The sequence below is a fragment of the Candidatus Termitispirillum reticulitermitis genome (assembly GCF_054655775.1).
In genome coordinates, this window is record NZ_BAAIHG010000012.1 from 1 (window position 1) to 23,457 (window position 23,457).

A 23,457-nucleotide genomic window follows, 5' to 3' on the forward strand; every position below is an offset into this window, starting at 1 on the left:
TTCGCCTACCCTTAAACAAGACGTTCTCTAGTGTATTTATTACAATACCATCTGATACTTCATAGCTGGCACCAGCAATGGCATTGTATAGCTCAACGAGCTTCTCTTTTTCAGAGAATAGTTTTGTGAAAACGCTATCTTTGTATTCCCTGTTGGTTTTGCCACTTGACATAACTTGATAATATGATGAAAAAAGCTAGTCGTCAAGAGCTTTTATGGCAACTATATACTTGTCTTTCGTTCCATTTAATGATACGATAACCCCCATATTTGACGATTAAATGAAACGAATAAAATGTTTGGGGCAAAAATGGCTAATAACGAACAAAAAACTATACTTGAAAGACGGCAGGCTATCCTTAACTTTGTAAAGGCAAGGAAGGCTGTCAGCCGTGATGATATACAGAACTTCATTGCAGGCAACTTTCCGCAAAGCTCTAAAATAACTATACTACGTGATTTAGATTGGCTGGTCACTACTGGCGAAATCGCCAAACAGGGCAAGGCTAAACAAACCATATACGTCTATCTGGCTTCACCACTGCTTGATACCATAAACGTTGAGGAGTATTTTTCTAGGGATATTGACGCACGAACCCTTATAAGCAATCGGTTCAACTTTGCTATTTGGGACAATCTTCATAACCTTTTGACGGAGAAAGAAAAAGCAGAGCTTGCTAGCAAAAATCAACAATATCGCACAAAACGCGCGGAGCTACCCCCTGTAGCAATAACGAAAGAAATAGAACGCATTACCATTGAGCTGGCGTGGAAGTCGTCTAAGATAGAGGGCAATACTTATTCGCTCCTTGATACTGAAGAGCTGATAAAAGGCGGTGTTGAGGCTAAAGGCAAGACCCACTATGAGGCTATTATGATACTAAATCATAAAAAGGCGATAGAGTTTATCTTTGCCGAGCCTGCTCATTTTAAGCAGCTAACGCTACCCAAGATAGAGTATTTGCAGCGACTTTTAGTGACCGACCTTGATGTATCGTTTGGTATCCGCCGAGCAAGGGTTGCTATCGTAGGCACAAACTACAACCCGCTTGATAATCTATACCAGATTAAAGAGGCAATGGAGCAGATGGTGGCGGTTGTCAACGCAACTGAAAATCCAGTTGAAAAGGCACTTATAGCTGTTTCTATGCTCTCTTACATCCAGCCGTTTATGGATGGCAACAAAAGAACCTCACGAATACTTGGCAATGCCATATTGCTTGCCCACGACTACTGCCCTCTGTCATATAGAAGTGTTGATGAAAGCGAATATAAAAAAGGCATATTGCTATTCTACGAACAGAACAGCATTCACTACTTCAAGCAACTCTTTATCGCCCAGTTTAACCAAGCGGCGGAGAGGTATTTTTAGGGGTAAAAGCCCACCTGTTGTGTGTCTATTTCCTCCCCCTAGATGGGGCAACTCTGTGAACATGTTAGGGTAGTGGCAGGCTTGAAACCCGCCCCCACGAAACAATGAAAACTGCCCGAACGATAGCGAAAGCGTAGTCGTTTGTGGTAAGTTTCACGAGTAGCGACCCGTGAGGGGAGCGTTTGCGGAGTAATTAGGTCACCCCCACCTGTATCCTCTCCCATCAAGGAGGGGGTTATAGGAACTCCCTTATTTTCTCCGCAAGCAACTTTGAGCGTTCCACTAAAAAATTTTCAAAATTATCTGTTTCCCAAAGTTGAGTATCTTGCGGGATAAGATGACGTTTAAGATAATCTTTTCTATTTACCACATCATTTTCTATCCACACACGTAACTCCTTGCCATTTTTTGCACCACGATTAGTTCCCGAATCCAGCAATTGAAAATTTGTGATGCTGTTTATTTTCGAGACATCTACGCCTCTATTCTCCAAAAGAGAACGTGGATGTATATGGTCAACGTCCTCATCTCGTATTGATGGGTGTCCATTGTAAAGCAAGAATAAAACATATTCTCGGTCAAACAAATCTAACTTGTCCTCAGCTATGACATCATTAAAAGAGTGAAGCGGGTGTAGCTTATATGTATCCAGTATGGCTTTTGTCGGAAATGATAGTCCTTTGTGCTTTTGCATAACCGTATGTATTTTTTTGATACCCGTCTTATAAGGTACCCAGCCACACCCTCGGCTGAACACCTTGTTAAGTAAAGACAAACGAAGCCACACTGCCATATCGTGGCAGTTTTTATCACTTGTATCAAATCGCTCAAACATATTATTTAGCTTGCCAGTTTCAATCTTTGAGTAGAAAATGTGATATGCCAAAAAATACAACGGAATTGCAGACCTGTTTTTTGCTGATGAAAACCAACTAAGGTGAGAAGTTGCATTGAGAAATTTCTGCAATGCATCCAGAGTTGCCTGTATGCGTTCACGTTGAGACGTGGCAAAATTAGCGTCTTCAGCGGTCAATCCCGACATCTCTTTGGATGGTTTGTCATCAAGAATGAATATCAATTTTATAAGTTCATCTTGCCCAATCCCAATATTGGAATTTTTAGAAACAATTGTGTCCAAAAAATATTCCATTTTATAGTCAAAACCTTTGAGTACTGACGCAACTAAATCATAGGATGACAATTTTGTTCCCCCATCATTCAAGCGACGAAAAAGTTCAACTATGCGTTGCCTATTTTCAAGAGAATCTTCGCGCTTGTTTATGGACACTTTGGATATGCCGATGCTTTCATCCATAAAAACGCCACGGTAAAAAGCTCTTACGTTTTTTCTAATATATTTAATTTTAATGCCGTCCTCAATGGTATTTTTTTTGATTATTTCCTCAGCCACTTGGTCGTCGTCATTGGTTTCAGTTAGCTGAACAAATAATGCATCCACAGGATACCACAGACAATCACTCATAACGCCATTTGGTCGTTCCTTGTTTGTTTTGGGCAAATCTACCGTCTTTACAGCAAATTTGAAATCATAGTCTTCGCCTGAATAGCCACTGTACATATCAAAAAACATACGCTTGCCATTATACTTACCCTCAAGTCCAATATAAAAACTTTGAAGCCGTTGTTGTCCATCTATGATGAACCATTGTGTTTTGGAAAGTTCATCAACTTCTGTTGAGTCTACGTTGTTTCCATCTCGTGTAAAATAGCGAAAAGCAAACAGGGGTTTGGATGCCTTTTCTTCTTCAATGCAAATGACTGAACCGAAAGAATTCCCTTTTAGGAGAGAATCAAACAGCTCTTCCATTTTATCTTCCGTCCATACAAGTCGTCTTTGTATGACAGGAAGGACTATTTCACTATCATTGATTTTTATGATAACATTTTTAACGCTAAGGCTCAACCAGTTAGCCATAAATTACACCCCTTATTTTTTATTCCTCAGCCCTTTCGTCTGATTTTTCCAGCATATCATACAGCCCCCCCCCCCCCTGTCAAGAGGTTTTTTGCAAGTTTGTAAAATAAAGTTGAGGGGCAAGAGGTTATACGGTAATATCGCTTTTTAGTTTCTTTATCTCGGCAAGCGACAAGCCAGTAGCTGTAGCTATAATATCTTGGCTAATACCGCTAGCCAACAAGTTTTTTGCCACTGTCAGCTTGCCTTGTTGTAGTCCTTGTTGCAGTCCTTGTTGTAGTCCTTGTTGCAAACCTTCTTCTCTACCCTCATTTAGGGCAAACTTTCTTACAGCTGACCTGTCATAGACAACCTTTGTATAGTTGTCATACGCATGCAACAAATCAGGGTCTGCCTCTATCTCCTGCATACGAGCTTCTGCTCGTCTTAAAACTGGGTCCATACCTACTACCTCCTTTAGCTTACCTGCTGAGCTTTTTTCATCCAAATAAACAAGCCACCTATGCAACGAATCATTCAAATCTATGTCATTTAATTGCCTAAACTTAGGCATCTCTATAAAATGCAACTCTAATAAATCAGTCAGCATAAGTTCTTTATGCTTATCGTGCCATATATGAAACGATGACGCAAACTCATCAACGTCTATATAGTTAAAGTCTAATATACATATAGATATAACAGAAGACAAGTCCTGATAGTCTTTACCTTTCTTTATGTTGTTCACAAATAACCTAGCCCAATAGTAAAGCATGCGTTGTGCCATATTAGCTTTGTTAGCTAACTGCACCTCTATATTGACTTTTGCATTGTTGGCAAACTCTGCAAGAACATCTAGCCTGCCCGATTTGCCACCTACTATATCAGGGGGCAGCTCTTTACCCTCTATAATATCTAATGAAACTATCGGCTCTTTCCCAGTTTTGCTTAAAACAGCATTTAAGAATGAAATGAGCAGAGCCTCACTGCCTTTCTCGCCCATAATCTTCTTAAAGGCAAAATCGTTCAATGGGTTTAGCCGTTCAGCAACACCATTACCTTTCATAATGGGATTATACCAAATAGAACGTTCTATGGCAAGCATAAAATCGCCCATAGTCGTTGACATAAGTATAAACATTGTATATGCTTTAGTTGGGGGTCAAATGGAAATAATAGTGGATGATAGTAGCACCTTGCAGGCAATGCTAGCCCAAATAACAGAAGATAACATCCACCAAGAGATAGAGACTGGTGTATCTGTTGGCAAAGAAGTGTGGTAATAGCAAATTCCAATTAGTATTATGCGTTTGTCTAGCTATATATCAAAGCGTTGCGGGGTGTCAAGGCGGTTCGCTAAACGGGCGATTGCGGCTGGGCTGGTGCTTGCTAGTGACGGCAAACCTGTCAACGTTGATATAGAGGTTGATGAAAATAGTAATTATAGCTTGAATATAACTAAAACAGACTTATCATATAACGCAAAAGACTACCACATTAAGCAGATGAGCGATGTCGCATTCCTCTATAAGCCGCCTCTGATGCACACTGAACGGCACACTCCGCTTGACGGGCTATGTTTAGACGATGTGGCTAATAGGGAACTGCCCGACTACAAGCTAATAACTAGACTGGACTATGGGGCGGATGGTATTATTGTTGCTATTAAAAATGGGATAACGGTTATAAAGGAACGTAAAACTTACCTTGCTTGGGTGTGCGGAGCAGACTTTCCAGCGCAAATAACGGGTAAGTGGCGAGTATTTGCTGATAAACGCAATAAGGTAAAGGTTGAGCGTGTAGATGGCACAAATAACACTGATGCCGAAGTAATGAACTTTAGCAAACTGGATAGCAGAGTGAACCTAGAATATAAAAATCATAGTCTAGTGCGTGTAGAGCTTGCTAGGGCGCACAGGCATCAGGTGCGGGCGGTGCTGGCAAATTTGGGATACCCAATAGTGGGGGATAGCCTATATGGTTTCGCGGGCAGTGCTGGTGGCAATGGCGACAGAATATATTTGCACTGCGAATCTATTGAACTTAATGGAGTAATGGGGTATAGTTCTAAAATTGATGATTTTATAAAGGGCTAATTTATAAGAGAGGATGTAATGAACGACTTAGATGTTAGCGTGGAGAAACGCCTTGCAGAGCTGATTTGCAACTATAGCTTAAAGATTAAAAAAGACGATTTAGTTCTAATACGCGGAGAGATGTGCGCAGAACCGCTAATTAGAGCTTGTTTCACAACCGTGTTGCAGCTGGGGGCGCACCCGTTGGTGCGCATGAGTTTCCCTGAACAGAATGCATTGTTCTTTAAGCACGGGGCAGAACACCAATTTTCTTATGTTTCGCAGGTTGACAAGGCGCAGGCGGAGAGCATCAGTGCACAAATATCAATAGATTCCACTGATAACTCTAAACAGCTGACTAGCGCAAATCCTGCTGATGTGGCAAAAGCGCAGAAGGTGCGCGGAGATTTGCTGGAGTTGATGTTTGCCCGTGAGGAGAAAGGCGAGTTTGTATGGGTCGTTGTGCCGTATCCAACCCGAGCTATGGCGCAAGACGCTGAGATGAGCTATGACGAGTATAGAAGTTTTGTTTATAACGCGTGTAAATTGAATGAGCATGACCCAGTATCTGCATGGCAAGCTGTGGATGCTATGCAAGCGGGCATTGTTAAGAGGCTATCAGGCAGTAAGAAGTTGCATATCGTTGGCAAAAATACTGATTTAACCTTTGATGTTACAGGTAGGCTATGGCGTAGTTGTTGTGGGCAGCGCAATATGCCTGATGGGGAGATATTTACTAGCCCTGTGGAGGATAGTGCCACTGGGACAATCTATTTTGACATTCCTACTAACTATAATGGTGTGGAGGCGCGCGGGGTGTTCTTGCGGTTGGAACGTGGCAAGGTAGTAGAGGCGCGGGCAGAGAAAGGAGAGGACTATCTATTAAAGATGTTAGAAACGGATGCTGGGGCAAAGTTTGTGGGCGAGATAGCATTTGGGTTGAACGATAACATTAGGCGACCCAGCAAGAATATCTTGTTTGATGAAAAGATTGGGCGGACGATGCACATGGCAATAGGTGCATCTTATACAGAGACGGGTGGCAAGAATAAGTCAGCCCTGCACTGGGATTTAGTAAAGGATATGTCCACTGGTAGCAGCGTGGAGTTGGACGGAGAGCTTATATATAAAGACGGGAAGTTTGTTTAGAAAAAATAGAATAGCTTTAGCCGTTAACAAGCTGTTTGAACAGGTGCGTGTTGATGTGGGCTGTATAGACGGGTCATAAAAAGCTAGCATTATTCTTAATATCCCGTTATAATTGGATATTATGGCATATAGAGCAGGTTTTGTCGGTTTTGTAGGTTTGCCGAATGCGGGTAAATCAACCCTCCTTAATGCTATGCTTGGGGAGAAGGTGGCTATCACGTCAGATAAGCCGAACACCACACGCAATATAATATATGGTATCAAGACAACAGACGACTATCAGCTGGTGTTTGTTGATACACCGGGCTTTCACTTGGCAAAGGGGAAGCTAAATAGGGCTATGGTGCATCAGACTGATAGTGCCCTCAATGAGTTGAGCCTTATCTGTCTGCTGATAGACCCTAAAGAAACTCGGCATAAACTATTATCAGTGCTGGTGTCCAAAGTCCGAGCTAGCGGGGCAAAGGTAATACTTGTTATGACTAAGCTAGATGCCCGCCCGCGCGAGCAGCTGTATTCATCAGCTGCCGAGTTCAGCAAACTATTAAATTTTAAGGATATTGTGCCTGTGTCAGCTACACTAGGCAAGAATCTTGATTTGCTGGAGAAGCTAGTAGTGGCAGAGCTACCTGAGTCCCCTGCAATATTTACCAATGATGAGGTTACTACTCAGCCAGAGAGTTTCCTTATAGCGGAGTTTATTCGTGAGCAGTCTTTTGCCTTGCTTAATCAAGAGTTGCCTTATGATACGCTTGTAGAGGTTGAGGAGAACAAAACCAGCAAGGGGACTATGCTAATAATTGCGTCTATAATAGTAGCGCGTGATAGTCAGAAAGGAATTGTTATCGGCAAGGGCGGACAGATGTTAAAGGAGATTGGTAGCCGTGCACGGACAAATATTGAGAAGTTTTTCGGTATTCATTCTAGGTTGGAGCTAAATGTTAAGGTGCGTGAAAACTGGAGCGAGAACGCTAGTTATCTGAGAATACAGGGATTATGAGCATGGATTTAATGCGGGTAAAGCTGGAAAATGTTAAGAAGTTAGTGCGCCGTAGCGTCAAGGGTCCATTGCAAAAGGTGCTTGTCAAGCTACACCCCGCAGATATTGCGTATATTATCCGTCATCTGTCTGATATTGACCGCAAAAAGGTGTGGGCGTGTATGACCGACAATATGCGTATTGCCGAGACTATCATAGAGCTGGACGATAGTAGTATAGTAGAGTTGTTTGAGGAGATGGAGCCACAAAAGGCGGCGGACGTATTGCAGGAGATGAATAGCGATGATATATCCTATGTTCTGCGTCTGCTACCGGAAGAGTTAAAAGATAAAATTACCCAATATATAGGCGACAAAGACCTTTCGGCGGTGGAAGAGCTACTTCATTACCCTGATGACTCTGCAGGTGCGATGATGAACACTGAATACATCGCATTGAACGTCAGAACTACCGTAAAGGAAGCCACTAAACTAATACATAAAGCCGCAGACGTTGAGCTAGTCTACTATCTGTATGTTGTAGATGATGAGGGGCGGCTTGTGGGTGTGCTGAGTTTGCGACAGTTGATAACAAATCCGCCTGATAAGACCCTTGCTGATATTATGATAAGCGATATTATTAGTGTGCAAGACCATACTGATAAAGAAGACGCTGCTAGGCTGGTTGCTAAATATGACCTATTGGCACTGCCAGTTGTAGATGAGCAGCGGCATATTATGGGTATTATCACCTTTGACGACGTGATGGACGTCATCCGCGAAGAGGCTACGGAGGAAATCTACCGTATGGCGGGTGCATCGCAAGAAGCGTTTGACTATGGCGAAAGCACTATTACCAATGCCAAGGCAAGACTTCCGTGGCTAATTGTTACGCTTGTGGGCGAGCTTATGTCAGGGTTTATTATAACGTTCTTTCAGGGCAAAATCGTTGATTTTTTGGTTATATCGGCGTTTATGCCTGTAATAATGGCTATGGGTGGCAATGTCGGTAGCCAATCTTCTACAATTATCATACGCAATATAGCATTGGGCAACATTGACAACAAGCGGGCGGCTGTGCCAGTTGTATGGCGTGAGATGAAAACTGGTTTTTTAATGGGAATTGTGAGTGCTGTTCCTGTAACGCTAATACTGCCGCTCTTTGGGGGCGGGCAGCGGACGGGGCTGATAGTGGGTGTGTCGTTATTTTGCGCTATGGGGTTTGCCGCCTTTGTGGGTGCGCATGTGCCACTAGTGTTAATGCGGTTGAATGTTGACCCTGCGGTAGCATCAGGTCCGTTTATCTCTACGTTTAACGATATTACAGGTTTGACGATATATTTCAGCGTAGCGATTGCTATGGTGTCGTTACTAGGCTAATGGGTTTTTGTAATGAAAGAGGTCAGCGAGCGGGGGATTATCTATAAAATTCTGCACTACTCAGACCGTTCAGCTATAGTTTTTGCGCTAATTGCGGGCTATGGTAAGACTAAGCTATTTGTTAAATGGGCGTTTTCGGGCAAAGGGGGCTTACTGGCACTTGCCCCTGGCACTATTACGTTTAATCTGAAAGAAACATCTGATATGCACCGCTTTATTTCATTTAGCCCCGACCCTACGTATTATCACTACACGCAGTTTCCTGATATTCTAATGAGGTTAAACATAGTCTTTGAAGTCTTTGACAACTTGTTCCACACAGGGGAGGACTCTCGCGCGCTCTGGAGTATGTCGCTGAAATATACCGCTGATAATTACGTAAAGGCTTGTTTGTATGGTGTTTATAGGCTAATGAGGGATGGCGGGGTGTTGTTTGCGCTTGTGTGTAGTTGTGGACAAATGCGGGGTGCTTTGCGGTTTTATGACAACGGGCTGCGCTGTGAGGCTTGTTCGGGCGATTATAATGGTTCTGGTAGCTATGCGGGCGGTTTGGCAGTCTCTAGCAGGTGTGGGGAGTTGCTGGGCAGTTTTGCTGACAATGAACTATTTAAGCAGACAGAGCTTAGTGCTGATGACGAGCTTGAACTTTTAAGGCTGTTTAGTTATCATATAGACAATGTGGTAGGCAGGAAGAATAGCTTAAAGAGCCTGAAAGTGTTTTTGGAGATGGCTACTAGTTAGGTGAAAGGGAGCTTACTTCTTTATTGCCAAATCTAGCAATAGTTGCTATAATCCCCGTATGAACAGCAAGAACGCTACTGAACGGCTAAATCCGCTGAATGATTTTGCTTTCAAGAAGATAATGGGCGAGAAAGGCAGTGAGGCTCTGCTTATCTCGTTCTTAAATGCTGTGTTAAGCAAGACTGGAAAAGCACCTCGCATTTGTCCACAACTACACACAAGCGCAAACAACACCCCGCCATCCCTCATTAGCCTATAAACACCATACAAACAAGCCTTTACGTAATTATCAGCGATATATTTCAGCGTAGCGATTGCTATGGTGTCGTTACTAGGCTAATGGGTTTTTGTAATGAAAGAGGTCAGCGAGCGGGGGATTATCTATAAAATTCTGCACTACTCAGACCGTTCAGCTATAGTTTTTGCGCTAATTGCGGGCTATGGTAAGACTAAGCTATTTGTTAAATGGGCGTTTTCGGGCAAAGGGGGCTTACTGGCACTTGCCCCTGGCACTATTACGTTTAATCTGAAAGAAACATCTGATATGCACCGCTTTATTTCATTTAGCCCCGACCCTACGTATTATCACTACACGCAGTTTCCTGATATTCTAATGAGGTTAAACATAGTCTTTGAAGTCTTTGACAACTTGTTCCACACAGGGGAGGACTCTCGCGCGCTCTGGAGTATGTCGCTGAAATATACCGCTGATAATTACGTAAAGGCTTGTTTGTATGGTGTTTATAGGCTAATGAGGGATGGCGGGGTGTTGTTTGCGCTTGTGTGTAGTTGTGGACAAATGCGGGGTGCTTTGCGGTTTTATGACAACGGGCTGCGCTGTGAGGCTTGTTCGGGCGATTATAATGGTTCTGGTAGCTATGCGGGCGGTTTGGCAGTCTCTAGCAGGTGTGGGGAGTTGCTGGGCAGTTTTGCTGACAATGAACTATTTAAGCAGACAGAGCTTAGTGCTGATGACGAGCTTGAACTTTTAAGGCTGTTTAGTTATCATATAGACAATGTGGTAGGCAGGAAGAATAGCTTAAAGAGCCTGAAAGTGTTTTTGGAGATGGCTACTAGTTAGGTGAAAGGGAGCTTACTTCTTTATTGCCAAATCTAGCAATAGTTGCTATAATCCCCGTATGAACAGCAAGAACGCTACTGAACGGCTAAATCCGCTGAATGATTTTGCTTTCAAGAAGATAATGGGCGAGAAAGGCAGTGAGGCTCTGCTTATCTCGTTCTTAAATGCTGTGTTAAGCAAGACTGGAAAAGCACCTATAGTTTCATTAGATATTATAGAGGGTAAAGAGCTGTTGCCTGATGTAGCAGTTGGTAAATTAGGCAGATTAGATGTTCTTGCTGAACTTGCCGATAAGACGATGGTTAATATAGAGGTGCAGTTAGTTAATAAGGATAATATGGCACAGAGGATATTATACTACTGGGCTAAATTGTTTGTAAATGGCATAAAGAAGGGTAAAGATTATGGCGATTTGCATCCTGTTATATCTATCTGCATATTGGACTTTAACTATATAGAGGTTGATGAGTTTTCGTCATCGTTCCATATATGGCATGATAAACATAGAGAGTTGATGTTGACGGAGTTATTAGAGTTGCATTTTATAGAGATGCCAAAGTTTAGGCGGTTGAATAATATAGATTTGAGCGATGCGTTAAATAGGTGGCTTGTTTATTTGGATGAAGAGAGTTCAGCAAGTCAGCTAAAGGAGGTAGTAGGTATGGACCCAGTTTTAAGGCGAGCGCAGGCTCGTATGCAGGAGATAGAGGCAGACCCAGCTTTATTGCATGCGTATGACAACTATACGAAAGTTGTGTATGATAGGGCAAACATCAGAAGTTTTGCTCTACGTGAGGGCAGAGAGGAAGGCAGGCAAGAAGGAAGGCAAGAGGGCAGGCAAGAAGGCAGGCAAGAAGGCAGACAGGAGGGCAGGCTGGAAGGCTTGCTAGAGGGTGAACGTAAGGGCAAACTTGAAACTGCTAAGAACCTACTAGAGGCTGGCGTTCCTTTTGATGTTATATCAAAGAGCACAGGGCTTTCCCTTGCCGAGTTAAAAGAATTGCAAAATGAAATTGTTGTATGATATAGCGCAAATAGCCATCCACCAATTTTATTTGTATCTAATCTTTTATCATCCGTCTTTAATATTTCATATAACCACTTTGCAAAGGATGATACAAAAAGAGACGCATGTATTGAATGTTAATAAAGGGCTTTCAGTTGCTCCTCTTACCTCATAATTTAGAGTAATGTTTGATTTTTTGACCATGTTAGTGTAATGTAATAAACAGGGTTTATTTATGAAAATAATGACATTAAACAGCGGTAGTTCATCGGTGAAATTTTCACTCTACGATTGGAGCAATCGCAGACAACTAGTCAGTGGCATGGTTGAGCGCATAGGACAGACCGGCTCTAGGCTTGTGTATAAGGCAGGTGGCAAACAGAAAGTTGTTGATAGGAAAGTTTTTGACCATATTGAGGCTATTAAGCAAGTATTAGACCTTATTGTGGATAAGAATAGCGGTTTTTTAGATAAAATTAGCGATATAGCGGTTGTTGCACATAGGATAGTTCACGGTGGTAGGCGTTTTGTTAAGAGTGTTCTCATTAACAGTTCAGTAATGGCGGATATTAAGCGGTTGATAAGTCTAGCCCCATTGCACAACGGACACAATCTATCAAGTATTAAAGCCATGATAAGTGCATTGCCCGATACGCCACAGGTAGCAGTTTTTGATACTGCTTTTCACCAGAGCATACCAGACTACGCATATATGTATGCCCTGCCTTATGAATGGTATGATAAACACAGGATACGGAAATACGGCTTTCACGGGATAAGTCATCTATTTGTATCAAAACGTGCAGCATCTATGTTAGGCAAGCCTGCATCAGAGTGTAACCTTATCACCATGCACATCGGCAACGGGGCTAGTGTCTCAGCTATAAAGAATGGGTTAAGTGTAGATACCACTATGGGTTTAACCCCTATGGAGGGGGTAATAATGGGGACGCGCTGTGGAGACATTGACCCTGGTATTTTATTCCATATAAGCAACCTAACTGGTATGAATACAGAGCAGATTTACGACATACTCAATACGAAGTCTGGTATTTTAGGCATCACAGGCAAATATAGCGATAGGCGTGAAGTCATGGAAAATATTGATAGCGACAAGCATTGTAGGCTGGCGTTTGAGATGGAGGCTTATAGGTTAAAAATGGTTATCGGCAAGTATATGGCGATTTTAGGCAGGGTAGATGCAATAGTGTGGACAGCAGGCGTGGGGGAACATCAACCACAAATCAGAGAAAAAACACTAGAGGGGCTTGAACATTTCGGCGTAAATCTGGACATTGCGCTGAACGAGCAGACAACAAAGGGCGATGAGGAATCTTGCATCTCTGCCCCTACCTCAAAGGTCAAAGTCTTTATCATCCCTACTAATGAGGAGCAAGTGCTGGTGGAAGACGCTGTTGGCGTATTAAATGGCAGTTATACAGACCACATGCATTATGAATATAGTTTCCTATAATTTAACCTATCTAGTTGGTCAAAAAACGACCATCTAAGGAAAGCTTGCTTTATGTTAGGGGGTGGAGCAAATTCCTTTGTTTTTTCCCACAGCTATTCCACAAAAAAAGTTGATAGTTTTTTTGATTTTTTCCTTGTCTTGTCACAGCTAGCTTTGCTCGTATATGCTTATTTGGCGGGCTTTTATAGAGGAAGTATTGACATAATGGTGTGAACGGGCGGTTATTATAGTAATTTTTTTCACACGTTATCCACAAAAATTGCTATGCTTTATGGGGTGTATTTTGCACTTGAATTGGGGTGTTTTGTGTAGTATTATTGCAGGGTTTATTGGAGGGAGCAGTTGACTGAGATAACTTTAAGCATTGCTGCTATAGGTGAGCGGGAGGTTGCCGAGTCCGTATGTGCGGAGCTGATGCAGCTGGAGGGCATTGACAATGTTCATATCACTGATAACGCTAAGTTTATCAACATAGCCTATGACGAGAGCGTGCTAAGCTCTGCTCTTATCGCCTCTAAACTGGATGAAATGGGGTATGGAACAAATTTATAATTTTTTTATTTTGATATTGACAAGTTAGTTGGCGATGTGTTCTAATGGGTGGAGTTTGCGAAAGCAAAACAATATTATATTTAAGGAGAGGCTCCATGCATATTAAGCCGATAATTATTTCTGTCAACAATTTGGCAGATGCAGCTCTGTTCTCTGTAACTGGTTTTATTACAGTGCTTTCGGTGTTGACTTTGATAACAGTTGCTGTCTACGTCTTTATGATGTTAGAAAAGGTGTTCTTTAAGAAAGAAGAAGAACAGGAGTAGTTGTTTTTAGGATACCCCGCTTTTGTTGTTATTGTTGCGGGTGTGCGCTTAACTGGCGTGTGTGTTTTCTTTGTGATTAAGGAGAGGCTCTATGCATACTAAGCCGATAATTATTGCTATCGACAATTTGAAAGATGCAGCCCTGTTCTCTGTAACTGGCTTTGTTACGGTGCTCTCGGTGTTGACTTTGATAACAGTTGCTGTCTACGTCTTTATGATGTTAGAAAGGGTGTTTTTCAAGCCTGAAGTTGAGGATGCTGTTTCTGGCGGTGCACCTTCTGCACCTTCCGAAATGTCTAGCTCTGGTGGCATAAAACCAGAGATTATAGCTGTTATTGCAGCGGCGGTTTCTGTTGCTCTTGGTGGCAGTTCTGATACTCGTTACATAGGCGGCGTTCGCCGTCCTACTGCATGGTATGGTGAATCTGTTGGTGCATTGCACAGCGGACATTCACCTTTATATCGCGGATAATTTTTTGGAGGATAAAAGACTATGGATATGGTTGAAACACTGTTAACAGCGCTATTTTCCCAAGGTGCGTTTGCTAACGCTACCCCCGGCAAATTGATTATGATTATAGTTGGGATAGTATTTATTGTCCTAGCTGTGCGTAAGAACTATGAACCGTTCTTGCTTGTGCCAATTGGTTTTGGTATCATTGTGGGCAACATCCCGTTCCAAGAGGGGCTGGATGTCGGCATATATGAACCGGGAACCGTGTTTAACACTTTTTTCCAAGGCGTTATGAAAGGTTTATACCCGCCAATAATATTCTTGGGCGTTGGTGCTATGACTGACTTCTCGGCTATGCTTTCTAACCCTAAGCTCATTATGCTTGGTGCTGCTGCACAGCTAGGTATATTTACTACTTTCTGTCTAGGCGTAGGCATATTGCCAAGTATATTTGCATCAGACCCTACGCTTATGAAGGGTATTGTTGATGCTGTTCAGGTTGGTCCTGATGGTGTTAGTGCTGTCTATAATGCTAGTGATATTACTGCCAGTGTTATAGCGGAGGCTTCACAAAAGCTATCTGCCGCTATCGGTATTATCGGTGGTGCGGATGGTCCTACGTCAATATTTGTTGCATCTAAGCTAGCTCCTACTTATCTAGGTGCTATTGCGGTTGCAGGCTATTCTTATATGGCATTGATTCCTGTTGTTCAACCTCCTGTTGTTCATATGCTTACTACTAAGAGCCAACGTCTTCGCCAAATGAAGGCGCGTCCGCCTGTTAGCAAGCGTATGCTTATGATATTCCCTGTAATGGGCTTTATACTTACGTCTTCGCTGGCACCGGGTGCGTTGCCTCTATTGGGCATGTTGTTCTTTGGCAACTTCCTGAAGGAATGCGGCGTTACCGACCGTCTTGGCAAGACTGCATGCAATGCTCTGCTTGATATAATCACGATTGTATTGGGTATGTCTGTTGGCATGTCAACTGACGCTTCTCGTTTCTTAACCCCTGTATCATTAGCAATATTTGGTATGGGTGCGGCTGCGTTTGCGTTCTCAACTGCGGGCGGTGTACTGTTCGCTCATATTATGAACCTTTTCTTGCCTGAAGATGAAAAGGTTAATCCAATCATTGGTGCTGCTGGCGTATCAGCTGTGCCGGGTGCTGCTCGTGTAGCGCATGTGATTGGCACGACTGAAGACCCGTCTAACTTCTTGATTACGCATGCTATGGCGCCAAACGTTGCCGGTGTTATAGGTTCAGCTGTTGCAGCAGGTATATTCCTGTCAATGTAATTAGCGACTAAGTAATAGACAAAAGCCCTCCCTGTTAAGGGGAGGGCTTTTTTGTTGCTATTCCCCTACAACGCAAAAGTTTTTAGTCCAGTCAAGTATATAGTCCACAGTTTTCCTCTTGACAAGCTGTTCAAAATTTGCTATGCTCTCTACATAACGGATGATAGGGTAGCAGTTTAAGAAAGACACTACTTTTACAAAAACTAAGCGGTACTAAAACATTTAGACCGACAGGCTTTGGACAAGTCGCTTGAGTGCAAACATCGCACCGAGCGGACGAGTTGGATAGCTTGGCGGTTTTTTTATTATATGTATGAGGGAAACATACAAAGGAGCCTGAACGGAGTTAGGGCATATAGCTTTTGCTCGTTGCTAGCGTTGCACTTTGTCATTGAACTGGGTGCTATGTTTAGTTAGCAAAGAGCGGGTAATTTTTGTGTCAACATCTCTAGTATTTCTGTGCTACCTGTGCGTGACGGGTAGGGAGTGTTACAGATAGGGGTGGTTTGGTGCGAGGATTGCCAGATATAACTCTCTCAGGTAGCAGGACATCTGTCTTAGGTGTCTTGCTAGCCGAGTTTTACCTTTGGGGGTAAAATATGGCTCTTAGTATATATACCAATGTGTATGCCAATATCGCCCAAGGCGGTATCAACAAGGTCAGCAATTCGCTTGACAAGTCAATTCAGAGGCTAGCTACAGGTCTCCGTATAAACAGTGCGGCAGATGATGCTGCGGGGCTGTCAATGGCAGACAGGTTGCGCGCTGCTGTTAAGAGCTACGAACAGGCGTCTCGCAATGCACAGAGTGCTTCATCAATGTTAAACACGGCTGATACCGCTATGGATGCTATAAGTGGCATATTAACGCACATGCGTGAGCTTGCTGTGCAGGCGGCAGGGGGCACGGCTAACGATAGAGCCACTATACAGGAAGAGATGATTACCTTGCGCCAAGAGATAAACAATATTGCTAATGCGGCGGAATTCAACGGCAAAAAGCTGCTAAATGGCGATATGGCGGGGGTATGGTCGGCAACGTCGGCTGATGTTGAGGCGATAATGCGCTCATCGGCTGCAACGGGTAGCTATAAGCTGACATATTCAGTTGACCCTGGCAAGAACGAGATTTATTCAACTGCGCTAATGGTCACTCACGAAGATATGGCGCGTGTAGTCTATAATAATAGCACGGCAAGCAACATTGCATTCACTGGCGAACTAGCTATGTGGGAAGGCGGGAATATTAACTTTGCTGGTGGCGGTAGTACCACAAGTTTGATTAGCACTAACACAGCCATTACAGCAGCTGGCTCAATGCTTCAGGGCATGTATTTTCGTGACGCGGGTGGCGCGGGTGGCACCTATGTAGAATATACGTTTAATAGCAACGCATCAGCTAATGGCGATACAGTTGATTTTACTGCTACGGTTCTCAACCCTGTCACTGGTGAGACGACTAATGTATCAGGCTCTTATCTATGGAGTGCCAGCTATACGTTCATAGTAAATGGGGAAACTTTTATGCTGGATGGTGCTATTCCAACTGCGGGCAGGAGAATTACCGCTGGCGACCAGTATCTGTTCTATACGGAGCCGCTTATCGCTAATAATGCATCGTTCAGTGTTGGTGGTAATATATCGTTAGGCTTTAATCGCACTGGTGCAACTAGCCTAACGGGTGTAACGCTTGATAAAACTGGCTTTCATCACAGCACAATATCATGGAATAATGCTGGTGCTAGCACTACAGCTGGTGAAATACTGACGGAGTTTGTAAGGGCGGGTAGCGTGGCGCGTTCTGATACTAAACTGAACAATTTGAATCCATTTTACGCTACCAGCGGGGCATCTGCGCTGGGTGTTACGCGCAACCTTACGGTGTATGGCAATAACGCCAGTGCAACTCTTGCTATTGAGGGGGACGATACCATCGCTGACCTTATGACTAAGATACGCAGTGTCCTAGTGAACGACTTGTCTATGGGAGGCGGCGTTTCAAGCGGTGCGCTGGTGCGCTACGTATCAGCGGGGGGCACAGCAGGCGGGACGCAGGTTGGTTCGGGTGCGATAGTTATCCAGAGTGGCATTACGGGCAAGGATTCTATCATTACTTTCACAGGCGATGATGACATTGTAGATGCGCTGGGCTTAATGACCATACAAAGGAACGTTGGCGACACGTTGAATGCGACAGTTACTACTGTTAGTGGTGTTCCGGCTAATGGCACGTATAGGTCGCACGATGGTATGGTGCGTAATATTATCCCCGGTGCTGATATATACGTGAATACGCATAGTGGAGCGACTGCAACTGCCAATGCCAACGGGGTGATAACCTTCACAACTAAGGGCAGTCAGGATGCATACATAAATGTCGTCAATAGGGCGATGCTCACGCAAGTGGGGATAGGAGCGGGTCAGACAATGGAAAGCTCTATCGGCAGGGTAGATGCCAGAGGGCTGGAATTGAACCACATAAACGTTGGTAGCACGGAGGGTGCTGCGCGTGCGATAGGGGCTATAGACGAGGCGATGAATAGGCTGGGTTCTATACGGGCGACTGTAGGGGCGCAGATGAGCGCGTTGGAGTATATACAGCGAAATATTAACTCTAGCAGACAGACAGCTGCGACAGCGGAGTCAAATATACGCGATTTAGATATAGCGGAGGAGTCGGCGCGGTTCTTACAGAACAAGACGATATTAGAATCAGCTATGGCAATGCTGGCACAGGCAAACGCAATACCTCAGCTGGTGTTGGGGCTAATTGTAGCATAAAGAGCAATCCTCACCAAGAATGACAACTGCTTGTCATCCCCCACGTATCTACATTTACAGCGTCTGCATTTACGGCGTCTGTATGTGCAGAGAGGGTAAGGAGGGGCAACATCGTTGACGAATTAAAGTAGGGGGTGGCTGATATGATATGGGGAGATAAAAAGAGTAGTTTATGATTAGCACTAATAGCTATGTTTCGTCTATGCTGGCTGGTGTGCAAGGGGCGCAGTCTCTTGCTAATAGTCCTGCTAGGACGACCCCTGCGGGGAGGCTTGTCAGTGCTTCTATGGCGCAGAAATTGGCAGGTCAGCTGACCGGCTACCCGCGCATAGCTGATAGATTGGCACTTTCAACCGATACATTCACCAAAGCATCTGATGATACAACAAGCCTTGCATCTCTGCTAGAGCGTATGCGCTCACTTGCTCAGCAGGCTATCGGTGCCAGCGTGTCTAATAGGCTTGCATTGCAAGATGAGCTTAATAGCATTAAGAGCGAAATCAACAGTCTGGTGAACCAATCTGCCGCCAATACGCAAAAGTTGCTAAATGGCGAAATGTCAGGCTATGGGGCATCAACTGATAGGAATGTGTCAGCGGTGTTCAGGGGACAGCTAAATACGGGTGCATATAGGTTTGACTATTCGCTGAACCCTGGTAGCAACGCAGTCTATGGCACTAATCCGTTCAGGATAAGAGCATCTGGGGCTACCACTACTAATACTTCAACATTGACACTGCCGCCATTCAGCTGGGGGAGATACCCCACGCCTGCTCGCCAAGATGCAGAAACCGCATGGAATGGAGCAACGGTTGAATTTTCAAATGCGGAGGCTTCCTACGGAGGTGCGCAAAGAATTCAGCTTGTTGATAGGCATGTGACTAATGCAGCGATACCCTCATTGTTTATGAGGTTTGACACTATGAATCCGGATGCGGGCTATGCAACACAGACCGCAATTGTGCCTCCCAACAGTTGCTATATTGAGTTTGAGTGGCTGAGTGACCATGCTGCGAATGATTCTAGTGCGATAAACTATAGACTTCGTAGGTTAGATGCCGTTAATGGTGATAGAATCGAATTCACAAGTAGTGTAATGCCAACTAATCCTTTGACTAATCCGGAGACTACGATAGGTGGATTTCTTTCACTTATTCTTCCTCGGGATATAATGCAAACTACGTCAGGTGATAAATTTTTGTTCTATATGGAAGGAGATTTTTCTCTCTCTGACGAGGTGCTTGTTATAGATACCCCCACCACAACGGGCGACTACTCCTATTACAACGATGGTGTTGTAGAGTGGTATGAGACCAATATTCCCTCTCAGATGCGTATAAAGCTGAATGCTGGCAACAATGCTGCAACAGGTGGCTCGGCATGGCTTGTGACGCTGGATGCCGCAGGATTCCACGAGAACGAGATTACGTGGACACCTGCTATGACACTCAATAACGTCTATGATGCTACACCCACAACGGGCACTTGGACTGCTGGCACGCCGACAACTCCTGCTCCTACTGGTGGTGCCATTGCCGCGAAGACTACCCAGCTGAAGGACATCTGGCAACTATACGATAGCGCAGGGAACTTCCTGCTCGCCACCCCGCAGACTATTGCCCTAAATGGCAACGGACGCTCCGCCAGCATTGAACTAAAAGGTGATGATACCATAGAATCTTTCGTCCAGAAACTGCGCAATGCAATAGCAAACCAGTTAAAGATGGCTAACGGCATAGGTGATAGTTTCCTAGCGCAGTATTTCTCATCAGCAGGCACATTCGGCGATGTCGGCATTGCCGCAGGCACTATAGGGCTGCAAGGAGCTATCGCTGGGGCAAACTCTCAGCTATCAATAGACGGCAATTCTAGCTTATTGTCATTGTTGGGGCTGAATACATTAAAGGGGTATAAGAGCAGTTCATTCCGTGCTGCCAATATCATTGACGCTAGCACAGGAAAATTGCTTGGAGCACGCAATAGCTATGACGGCTATTTTAGGGACATTGCGCATAATGTTGATGTGTATATTGCACAACCCGATAACTCTGTCAGGGCGACTGCTAAGGCGGGAGCTGGTTATAGTATTAACTATACATCAATGCTAGTTAATAAAGATGTATATATAAATGTTGTGGATGGTTCTATGCGAAGCTCAGTTGGAGTGGGCTATCCCGCCCAGACGCGCAGTGCTATAGGCAGGCTTGATACGGCAGGGCTAGAGTTAAACGATATATCCGTAGGCAGTGCAGCACAAGCGAGGGTTGCTTATGCTCGGATTACTGATGCTATTGCTCGTGTGCGCAGTATGGGACGCAAGGCTAGCATGGGCAAGTCGTCAATGGACACGCTCAACGCCTTTAACAAAACAGCCGAAGAAGAAACGCAGCTATCAATAACTAGCTTATGGAAGTGGGGATAATTTCTCACCTGTATCTATGTTATTTTCCATTCTTGATATTATTGCCTAATGGTGCTATCATCTATTTATGTCTAATATACATCATATAAATGAGATAAGGGGCAGAAAATGCCTTGTTGCTACTGCAGGAGTTTATTATCTTTACTGGAATCGTAGAAGCTATCGGCAATGTTAGGAGCGTCCGTGCAGGTTCAGGCGTGGCGCAGATTGTTATTGCCTATCCAACAGGAGCACTAGATGATATAAAGGTGGGCGATTCTATTGCCGTGCAGGGGATATGTCTGACAGCAACGAGCATTACAGCTGATAGCTTTACCGCCGATGTATCAAAGGAAACATTGGAACATTCCTCTATAAAATATCTTTCAGCGGGCAAAAAAGTCAATTTAGAGCGGGCGATGATGTTATCGTCTAGGCTAGGCGGGCATATAGTGCAGGGACACGTAGACGGCGTAGGGAAGCTGAAACGTGTAACAAAAGAGGCAAACAGCTACCTAATGACGTTCTCTGCCCCTGCGGAGCTTATGCGCTATATAGTTTATAAAGGTTCAATAGCGGTGAGCGGAGTGAGCCTCACTGTGGCAAAAACGGCAAAAGATTTTTTCTCTGTAGCTGTAATCCCGCATACCTACGAGCAAACGACCTTGTCAACCTTAAAGGCAGGAGATATGGTCAACATAGAGACAGACGTGCTAGCCCGCTATATAGAAAAGCTGTTGAAAGATGGGCAGCAAGAGATTAAATTGATTGGGCTTATCAGTGAAATGCAAAAGGGTGCTTTATATGAGTAAAAACGTACGCGCTAGTGTGGAAGAGGCTTTAGATGAGATTCGCTCTGGGCGAATGGTAATCCTTGTAGATGATGAAGACCGCGAGAATGAGGGCGACCTTACGATGGCGGCACAATTTGCGACCCCAGAGGCTATCAACTTTATGGCGACTTATGGCAGAGGGTTGATTTGTCTGCCTCTTACCTCTAAAAGGTGTGATGAGTTGGAGCTTGTGCTGATGAGCGGGCAAGATGAGAACAAGAGTCGTTTCGGCACTGCATTCACGCTGTCTATAGAGGCTAAAGAGGGTATCAGCACGGGCATTTCAGCGGCAGATAGAGCGCACACAATCCGCATTGCCGCTGATGAAAAATATACCAAAGACGACCTAGTTGTTCCTGGTCATATATTCCCGCTGAGGGCGCGGGACGGTGGCGTATTTGTGCGGACGGGGCAGACTGAAGGTTCAGTTGATTTAGCAAAACTTGCAGGATTGAACCCATCTGCTGTTATCTGTGAGATTATGAACGAAGATGGCACTATGGCGCGTATGCCGCAGTTAGAGGTGTTCGCCGAAAAACATAATCTGAAAATAGTAACCATAGCTGACTTGATAGCCTATCGGCTAGTGAACGATAGCCCTGTGGAGAAGCTGGCGAGTGCGCTCCTGCCGACAGACTTTGGCAACTTTAACATTATGGGTTTTAAGAATAGCATTGATGGGCAAGAGGCTGTGGTGCTTGCTATGGGCGATTTAACCACCAGCGAATCTGCGCTTGTCCGTGTTCATTCATCGTGCCTTACTGGTGACGTGTTTGCATCTAAACGTTGTGATTGCGGTGCTCAGCTCCATGCGGCAATGGCTGCTATCAGCAAGGCGGGGCGGGGTGTTATTGTCTATATGTTCCAAGAGGGGCGTGGCATAGGCATTATTAACAAAATAAAGGCTTATAGCCTACAAGACGATGGCTATGATACGGTTGAGGCTAACCAGAAACTAGGTTTTAAGGCTGATTTGCGCGAATACGGCTTTGGGGCACAGGTAATCGCTAAGTTAGGGATAAAAAAAATGCGTTTAATGACGAATAACCCTGTTAAGATAAAGGGGTTAGCGGGCTATGGACTAGAGGTAGTGGAGCGAGTTCCTGTAATAGTGGACTACTCAGACGAATCGCAAGACTATATGCGGACTAAACAGGAGAAACTAGGTCATCTGCTGGGGCTTGTCAAGTGAGTATAAATTAGTGTATGCTATGTTGTAGAGGTGAGTTATGGCTTATAAATTAGTTGAGGGCGGGCTTGTTAATGCTAGCGGGCGTGTAGCTATAGTGGCATCCCGTTTTAACAACTTTATCACAGAGAGCCTGATTGCAGGTGCTGTTGATACACTCGTGCGGCACGGGGTAGCGGATAGCGATATTGTGGTATATAAGGTGCCCGGCGCATTTGAAGTGCCGCTAGTGTGCCAAAAGGTTGCTGAGACTAACAAGTTTGCCGCTGTGCTTGCGTTAGGTGCGGTTATACGCGGTGCTACGCCACATTTTGACTATGTGGCAAGCGAGGTCAGCAAAGGCGTTGCGAATGTATCGCTCAAAACTGGTGTGCCTGTTATCTTTGGTGTGCTTACGACCGATACTATTGAGCAAGCTGTTGAACGTGCGGGAACTAAGGCGGGTAATAAAGGCGCAGATGCTGCTATGGTAGCTCTGGAGATGCTCAACCTGTTAAAGGAAATACAATAGC

General features: G+C 44.3%; 22 protein-coding genes. 20 read left to right on the forward strand and 2 right to left on the reverse strand.

Going from position 1 to position 23,457, the window contains the following annotated elements:
- The first annotated feature begins 310 nt into the window (after positions 1–310).
- Positions 311–1,372 carry a Fic family protein gene (locus AC1MDJ_RS02590; protein ID WP_479689397.1) on the forward strand — a complete coding sequence of 354 codons (1,062 nt, stop codon included), beginning with the start codon at positions 311–313 and terminating at the stop codon, positions 1,370–1,372.
- A gap of 235 nt (positions 1,373–1,607) precedes the next feature.
- Here AC1MDJ_RS02590 and AC1MDJ_RS02595 read toward each other — a convergent pair whose 3' ends face one another.
- Together AC1MDJ_RS02595 and AC1MDJ_RS02600 are read right to left on the reverse strand one after the other, a co-directional pair.
- Complete coding sequence (locus AC1MDJ_RS02595; RefSeq protein WP_479689398.1) at positions 1,608–3,308, reverse strand: DUF262 domain-containing protein; 1,701 nt, start codon at positions 3,306–3,308, stop codon at positions 1,608–1,610.
- Between the two features lie 127 nt (positions 3,309–3,435).
- Entirely contained in the window at positions 3,436–4,416 is a 981-nt protein-coding gene (locus tag AC1MDJ_RS02600) for an Rpn family recombination-promoting nuclease/putative transposase (protein ID WP_479689399.1), read from the reverse strand.
- Positions 4,417–4,453: 37 nt separating this feature from the next.
- Between AC1MDJ_RS02600 and AC1MDJ_RS02605 the strand changes: the two genes are divergently transcribed.
- The 19 genes from AC1MDJ_RS02605 to ribH all read left to right on the forward strand — a co-directional run bounded on the left by AC1MDJ_RS02605 (position 4,454) and on the right by ribH (position 23,456).
- Positions 4,454–4,570: an AbrB/MazE/SpoVT family DNA-binding domain-containing protein gene (locus tag AC1MDJ_RS02605; RefSeq protein WP_479689400.1), complete on the forward strand. Its 117-nt coding sequence runs from the start codon at positions 4,454–4,456 to the stop codon at positions 4,568–4,570.
- 21 nt (positions 4,571–4,591) lie between these two features.
- On the forward strand, positions 4,592–5,383 hold the full coding sequence (locus AC1MDJ_RS02610; RefSeq protein ID WP_479689401.1) for a pseudouridine synthase family protein: 792 nt from the start codon (positions 4,592–4,594) through the stop codon (positions 5,381–5,383).
- An 18-nt stretch (positions 5,384–5,401) separates the two neighbouring features.
- Complete coding sequence (locus AC1MDJ_RS02615; protein WP_479689402.1) at positions 5,402–6,511, forward strand: aminopeptidase; 1,110 nt, start codon at positions 5,402–5,404, stop codon at positions 6,509–6,511.
- Positions 6,512–6,632: 121 nt separating this feature from the next.
- The gene (gene era, locus AC1MDJ_RS02620; protein ID WP_479689403.1) at positions 6,633–7,511 is read left to right on the forward strand and encodes a GTPase Era; all 879 of its coding nucleotides are present in this window, start codon (positions 6,633–6,635) and stop codon (positions 7,509–7,511) included.
- On the forward strand, positions 7,508–8,869 hold the full coding sequence (gene mgtE, locus AC1MDJ_RS02625) for a magnesium transporter (RefSeq protein WP_479689404.1): 1,362 nt from the start codon (positions 7,508–7,510) through the stop codon (positions 8,867–8,869). The genes era and mgtE overlap by 4 nt, the downstream gene beginning before the upstream one ends.
- A 12-nt stretch (positions 8,870–8,881) precedes the next feature.
- Positions 8,882–9,610 carry a DNA repair protein RecO gene (gene recO / locus AC1MDJ_RS02630; RefSeq protein WP_479689405.1) on the forward strand — a complete coding sequence of 243 codons (729 nt, stop codon included), beginning with the start codon at positions 8,882–8,884 and terminating at the stop codon, positions 9,608–9,610.
- Between the two features lie 58 nt (positions 9,611–9,668).
- Entirely contained in the window at positions 9,669–9,869 is a 201-nt protein-coding gene (locus AC1MDJ_RS02635) for a PD-(D/E)XK nuclease family transposase (protein WP_479689406.1), read from the forward strand.
- A 93-nt stretch (positions 9,870–9,962) separates the two neighbouring features.
- Positions 9,963–10,691 (forward strand): DNA repair protein RecO, encoded by a 729-nt coding sequence (recO, locus tag AC1MDJ_RS02640; RefSeq protein WP_479689405.1) that lies wholly within the window; start codon positions 9,963–9,965, stop codon positions 10,689–10,691.
- Positions 10,692–10,749: 58 nt separating this feature from the next.
- Complete coding sequence (locus tag AC1MDJ_RS02645; RefSeq protein WP_479689407.1) at positions 10,750–11,715, forward strand: Rpn family recombination-promoting nuclease/putative transposase; 966 nt, start codon at positions 10,750–10,752, stop codon at positions 11,713–11,715.
- 217 nt (positions 11,716–11,932) lie between these two features.
- Positions 11,933–13,171 carry an acetate kinase gene (locus AC1MDJ_RS02650; RefSeq protein WP_479689408.1) on the forward strand — a complete coding sequence of 413 codons (1,239 nt, stop codon included), beginning with the start codon at positions 11,933–11,935 and terminating at the stop codon, positions 13,169–13,171.
- A 342-nt stretch (positions 13,172–13,513) separates the two neighbouring features.
- Positions 13,514–13,723 (forward strand): hypothetical protein, encoded by a 210-nt coding sequence (locus tag AC1MDJ_RS02655; RefSeq protein ID WP_479689409.1) that lies wholly within the window; start codon positions 13,514–13,516, stop codon positions 13,721–13,723.
- Positions 13,724–13,818: 95 nt separating this feature from the next.
- A complete protein-coding gene (locus tag AC1MDJ_RS02660) occupies positions 13,819–13,989 on the forward strand; it encodes a hypothetical protein (protein ID WP_479689410.1) in 171 nt (56 codons plus the stop codon).
- A gap of 91 nt (positions 13,990–14,080) precedes the next feature.
- Positions 14,081–14,461 (forward strand): OadG family protein, encoded by a 381-nt coding sequence (locus AC1MDJ_RS02665; RefSeq protein WP_479689411.1) that lies wholly within the window; start codon positions 14,081–14,083, stop codon positions 14,459–14,461.
- Between the two features lie 27 nt (positions 14,462–14,488).
- Entirely contained in the window at positions 14,489–15,742 is a 1,254-nt protein-coding gene (locus AC1MDJ_RS02670; RefSeq protein WP_479689426.1) for a sodium ion-translocating decarboxylase subunit beta, read from the forward strand.
- A 599-nt stretch (positions 15,743–16,341) separates the two neighbouring features.
- Positions 16,342–18,522 carry a flagellin N-terminal helical domain-containing protein gene (locus AC1MDJ_RS02675; protein ID WP_479689412.1) on the forward strand — a complete coding sequence of 727 codons (2,181 nt, stop codon included), beginning with the start codon at positions 16,342–16,344 and terminating at the stop codon, positions 18,520–18,522.
- Positions 18,523–18,694: 172 nt separating this feature from the next.
- Complete coding sequence (locus tag AC1MDJ_RS02680) at positions 18,695–20,944, forward strand: hypothetical protein (protein WP_479689413.1); 2,250 nt, start codon at positions 18,695–18,697, stop codon at positions 20,942–20,944.
- A gap of 113 nt (positions 20,945–21,057) precedes the next feature.
- On the forward strand, positions 21,058–21,735 hold the full coding sequence (locus tag AC1MDJ_RS02685; protein WP_479689414.1) for a riboflavin synthase: 678 nt from the start codon (positions 21,058–21,060) through the stop codon (positions 21,733–21,735).
- Positions 21,728–22,948: a bifunctional 3,4-dihydroxy-2-butanone-4-phosphate synthase/GTP cyclohydrolase II gene (locus AC1MDJ_RS02690; RefSeq protein ID WP_479689415.1), complete on the forward strand. Its 1,221-nt coding sequence runs from the start codon at positions 21,728–21,730 to the stop codon at positions 22,946–22,948. Before AC1MDJ_RS02685 ends, AC1MDJ_RS02690 begins: the two co-directional genes overlap by 8 nt.
- Before the next feature lie 37 nt (positions 22,949–22,985).
- Positions 22,986–23,456: a 6,7-dimethyl-8-ribityllumazine synthase gene (ribH, locus tag AC1MDJ_RS02695; RefSeq protein WP_479689416.1), complete on the forward strand. Its 471-nt coding sequence runs from the start codon at positions 22,986–22,988 to the stop codon at positions 23,454–23,456.
- The last annotated feature ends 1 nt before the right edge of the window (position 23,457 follow it).

Excerpts from the sequence above, each read along its gene's own strand:
- AC1MDJ_RS02590 (WP_479689397.1), top strand. The coding sequence starts at position 311 with ATGGCTAATAACGAACAAAAAACTATACTTGAAAGACGGCAGGCTATC.
- AC1MDJ_RS02595 (WP_479689398.1), bottom strand. The coding sequence starts at position 3,308 with ATGGCTAACTGGTTGAGCCTTAGCGTTAAAAATGTTATCATAAAAATC.
- AC1MDJ_RS02600 (WP_479689399.1), bottom strand. The coding sequence starts at position 4,416 with ATGTCAACGACTATGGGCGATTTTATGCTTGCCATAGAACGTTCTATT.
- AC1MDJ_RS02605 (WP_479689400.1), top strand. The coding sequence starts at position 4,454 with ATGGAAATAATAGTGGATGATAGTAGCACCTTGCAGGCAATGCTAGCC.
- AC1MDJ_RS02610 (WP_479689401.1), top strand. The coding sequence starts at position 4,592 with ATGCGTTTGTCTAGCTATATATCAAAGCGTTGCGGGGTGTCAAGGCGG.
- AC1MDJ_RS02615 (WP_479689402.1), top strand. The coding sequence starts at position 5,402 with ATGAACGACTTAGATGTTAGCGTGGAGAAACGCCTTGCAGAGCTGATT.
- era (WP_479689403.1), top strand. The coding sequence starts at position 6,633 with ATGGCATATAGAGCAGGTTTTGTCGGTTTTGTAGGTTTGCCGAATGCG.
- mgtE (WP_479689404.1), top strand. The coding sequence starts at position 7,508 with ATGAGCATGGATTTAATGCGGGTAAAGCTGGAAAATGTTAAGAAGTTA.
- recO (WP_479689405.1), top strand. The coding sequence starts at position 8,882 with ATGAAAGAGGTCAGCGAGCGGGGGATTATCTATAAAATTCTGCACTAC.
- AC1MDJ_RS02635 (WP_479689406.1), top strand. The coding sequence starts at position 9,669 with ATGAACAGCAAGAACGCTACTGAACGGCTAAATCCGCTGAATGATTTT.
- recO (WP_479689405.1), top strand. The coding sequence starts at position 9,963 with ATGAAAGAGGTCAGCGAGCGGGGGATTATCTATAAAATTCTGCACTAC.
- AC1MDJ_RS02645 (WP_479689407.1), top strand. The coding sequence starts at position 10,750 with ATGAACAGCAAGAACGCTACTGAACGGCTAAATCCGCTGAATGATTTT.
- AC1MDJ_RS02650 (WP_479689408.1), top strand. The coding sequence starts at position 11,933 with ATGAAAATAATGACATTAAACAGCGGTAGTTCATCGGTGAAATTTTCA.
- AC1MDJ_RS02660 (WP_479689410.1), top strand. The coding sequence starts at position 13,819 with ATGCATATTAAGCCGATAATTATTTCTGTCAACAATTTGGCAGATGCA.
- AC1MDJ_RS02665 (WP_479689411.1), top strand. The coding sequence starts at position 14,081 with ATGCATACTAAGCCGATAATTATTGCTATCGACAATTTGAAAGATGCA.
- AC1MDJ_RS02670 (WP_479689426.1), top strand. The coding sequence starts at position 14,489 with ATGGTTGAAACACTGTTAACAGCGCTATTTTCCCAAGGTGCGTTTGCT.
- AC1MDJ_RS02675 (WP_479689412.1), top strand. The coding sequence starts at position 16,342 with ATGGCTCTTAGTATATATACCAATGTGTATGCCAATATCGCCCAAGGC.
- AC1MDJ_RS02680 (WP_479689413.1), top strand. The coding sequence starts at position 18,695 with ATGATTAGCACTAATAGCTATGTTTCGTCTATGCTGGCTGGTGTGCAA.
- AC1MDJ_RS02690 (WP_479689415.1), top strand. The coding sequence starts at position 21,728 with ATGAGTAAAAACGTACGCGCTAGTGTGGAAGAGGCTTTAGATGAGATT.
- ribH (WP_479689416.1), top strand. The coding sequence starts at position 22,986 with ATGGCTTATAAATTAGTTGAGGGCGGGCTTGTTAATGCTAGCGGGCGT.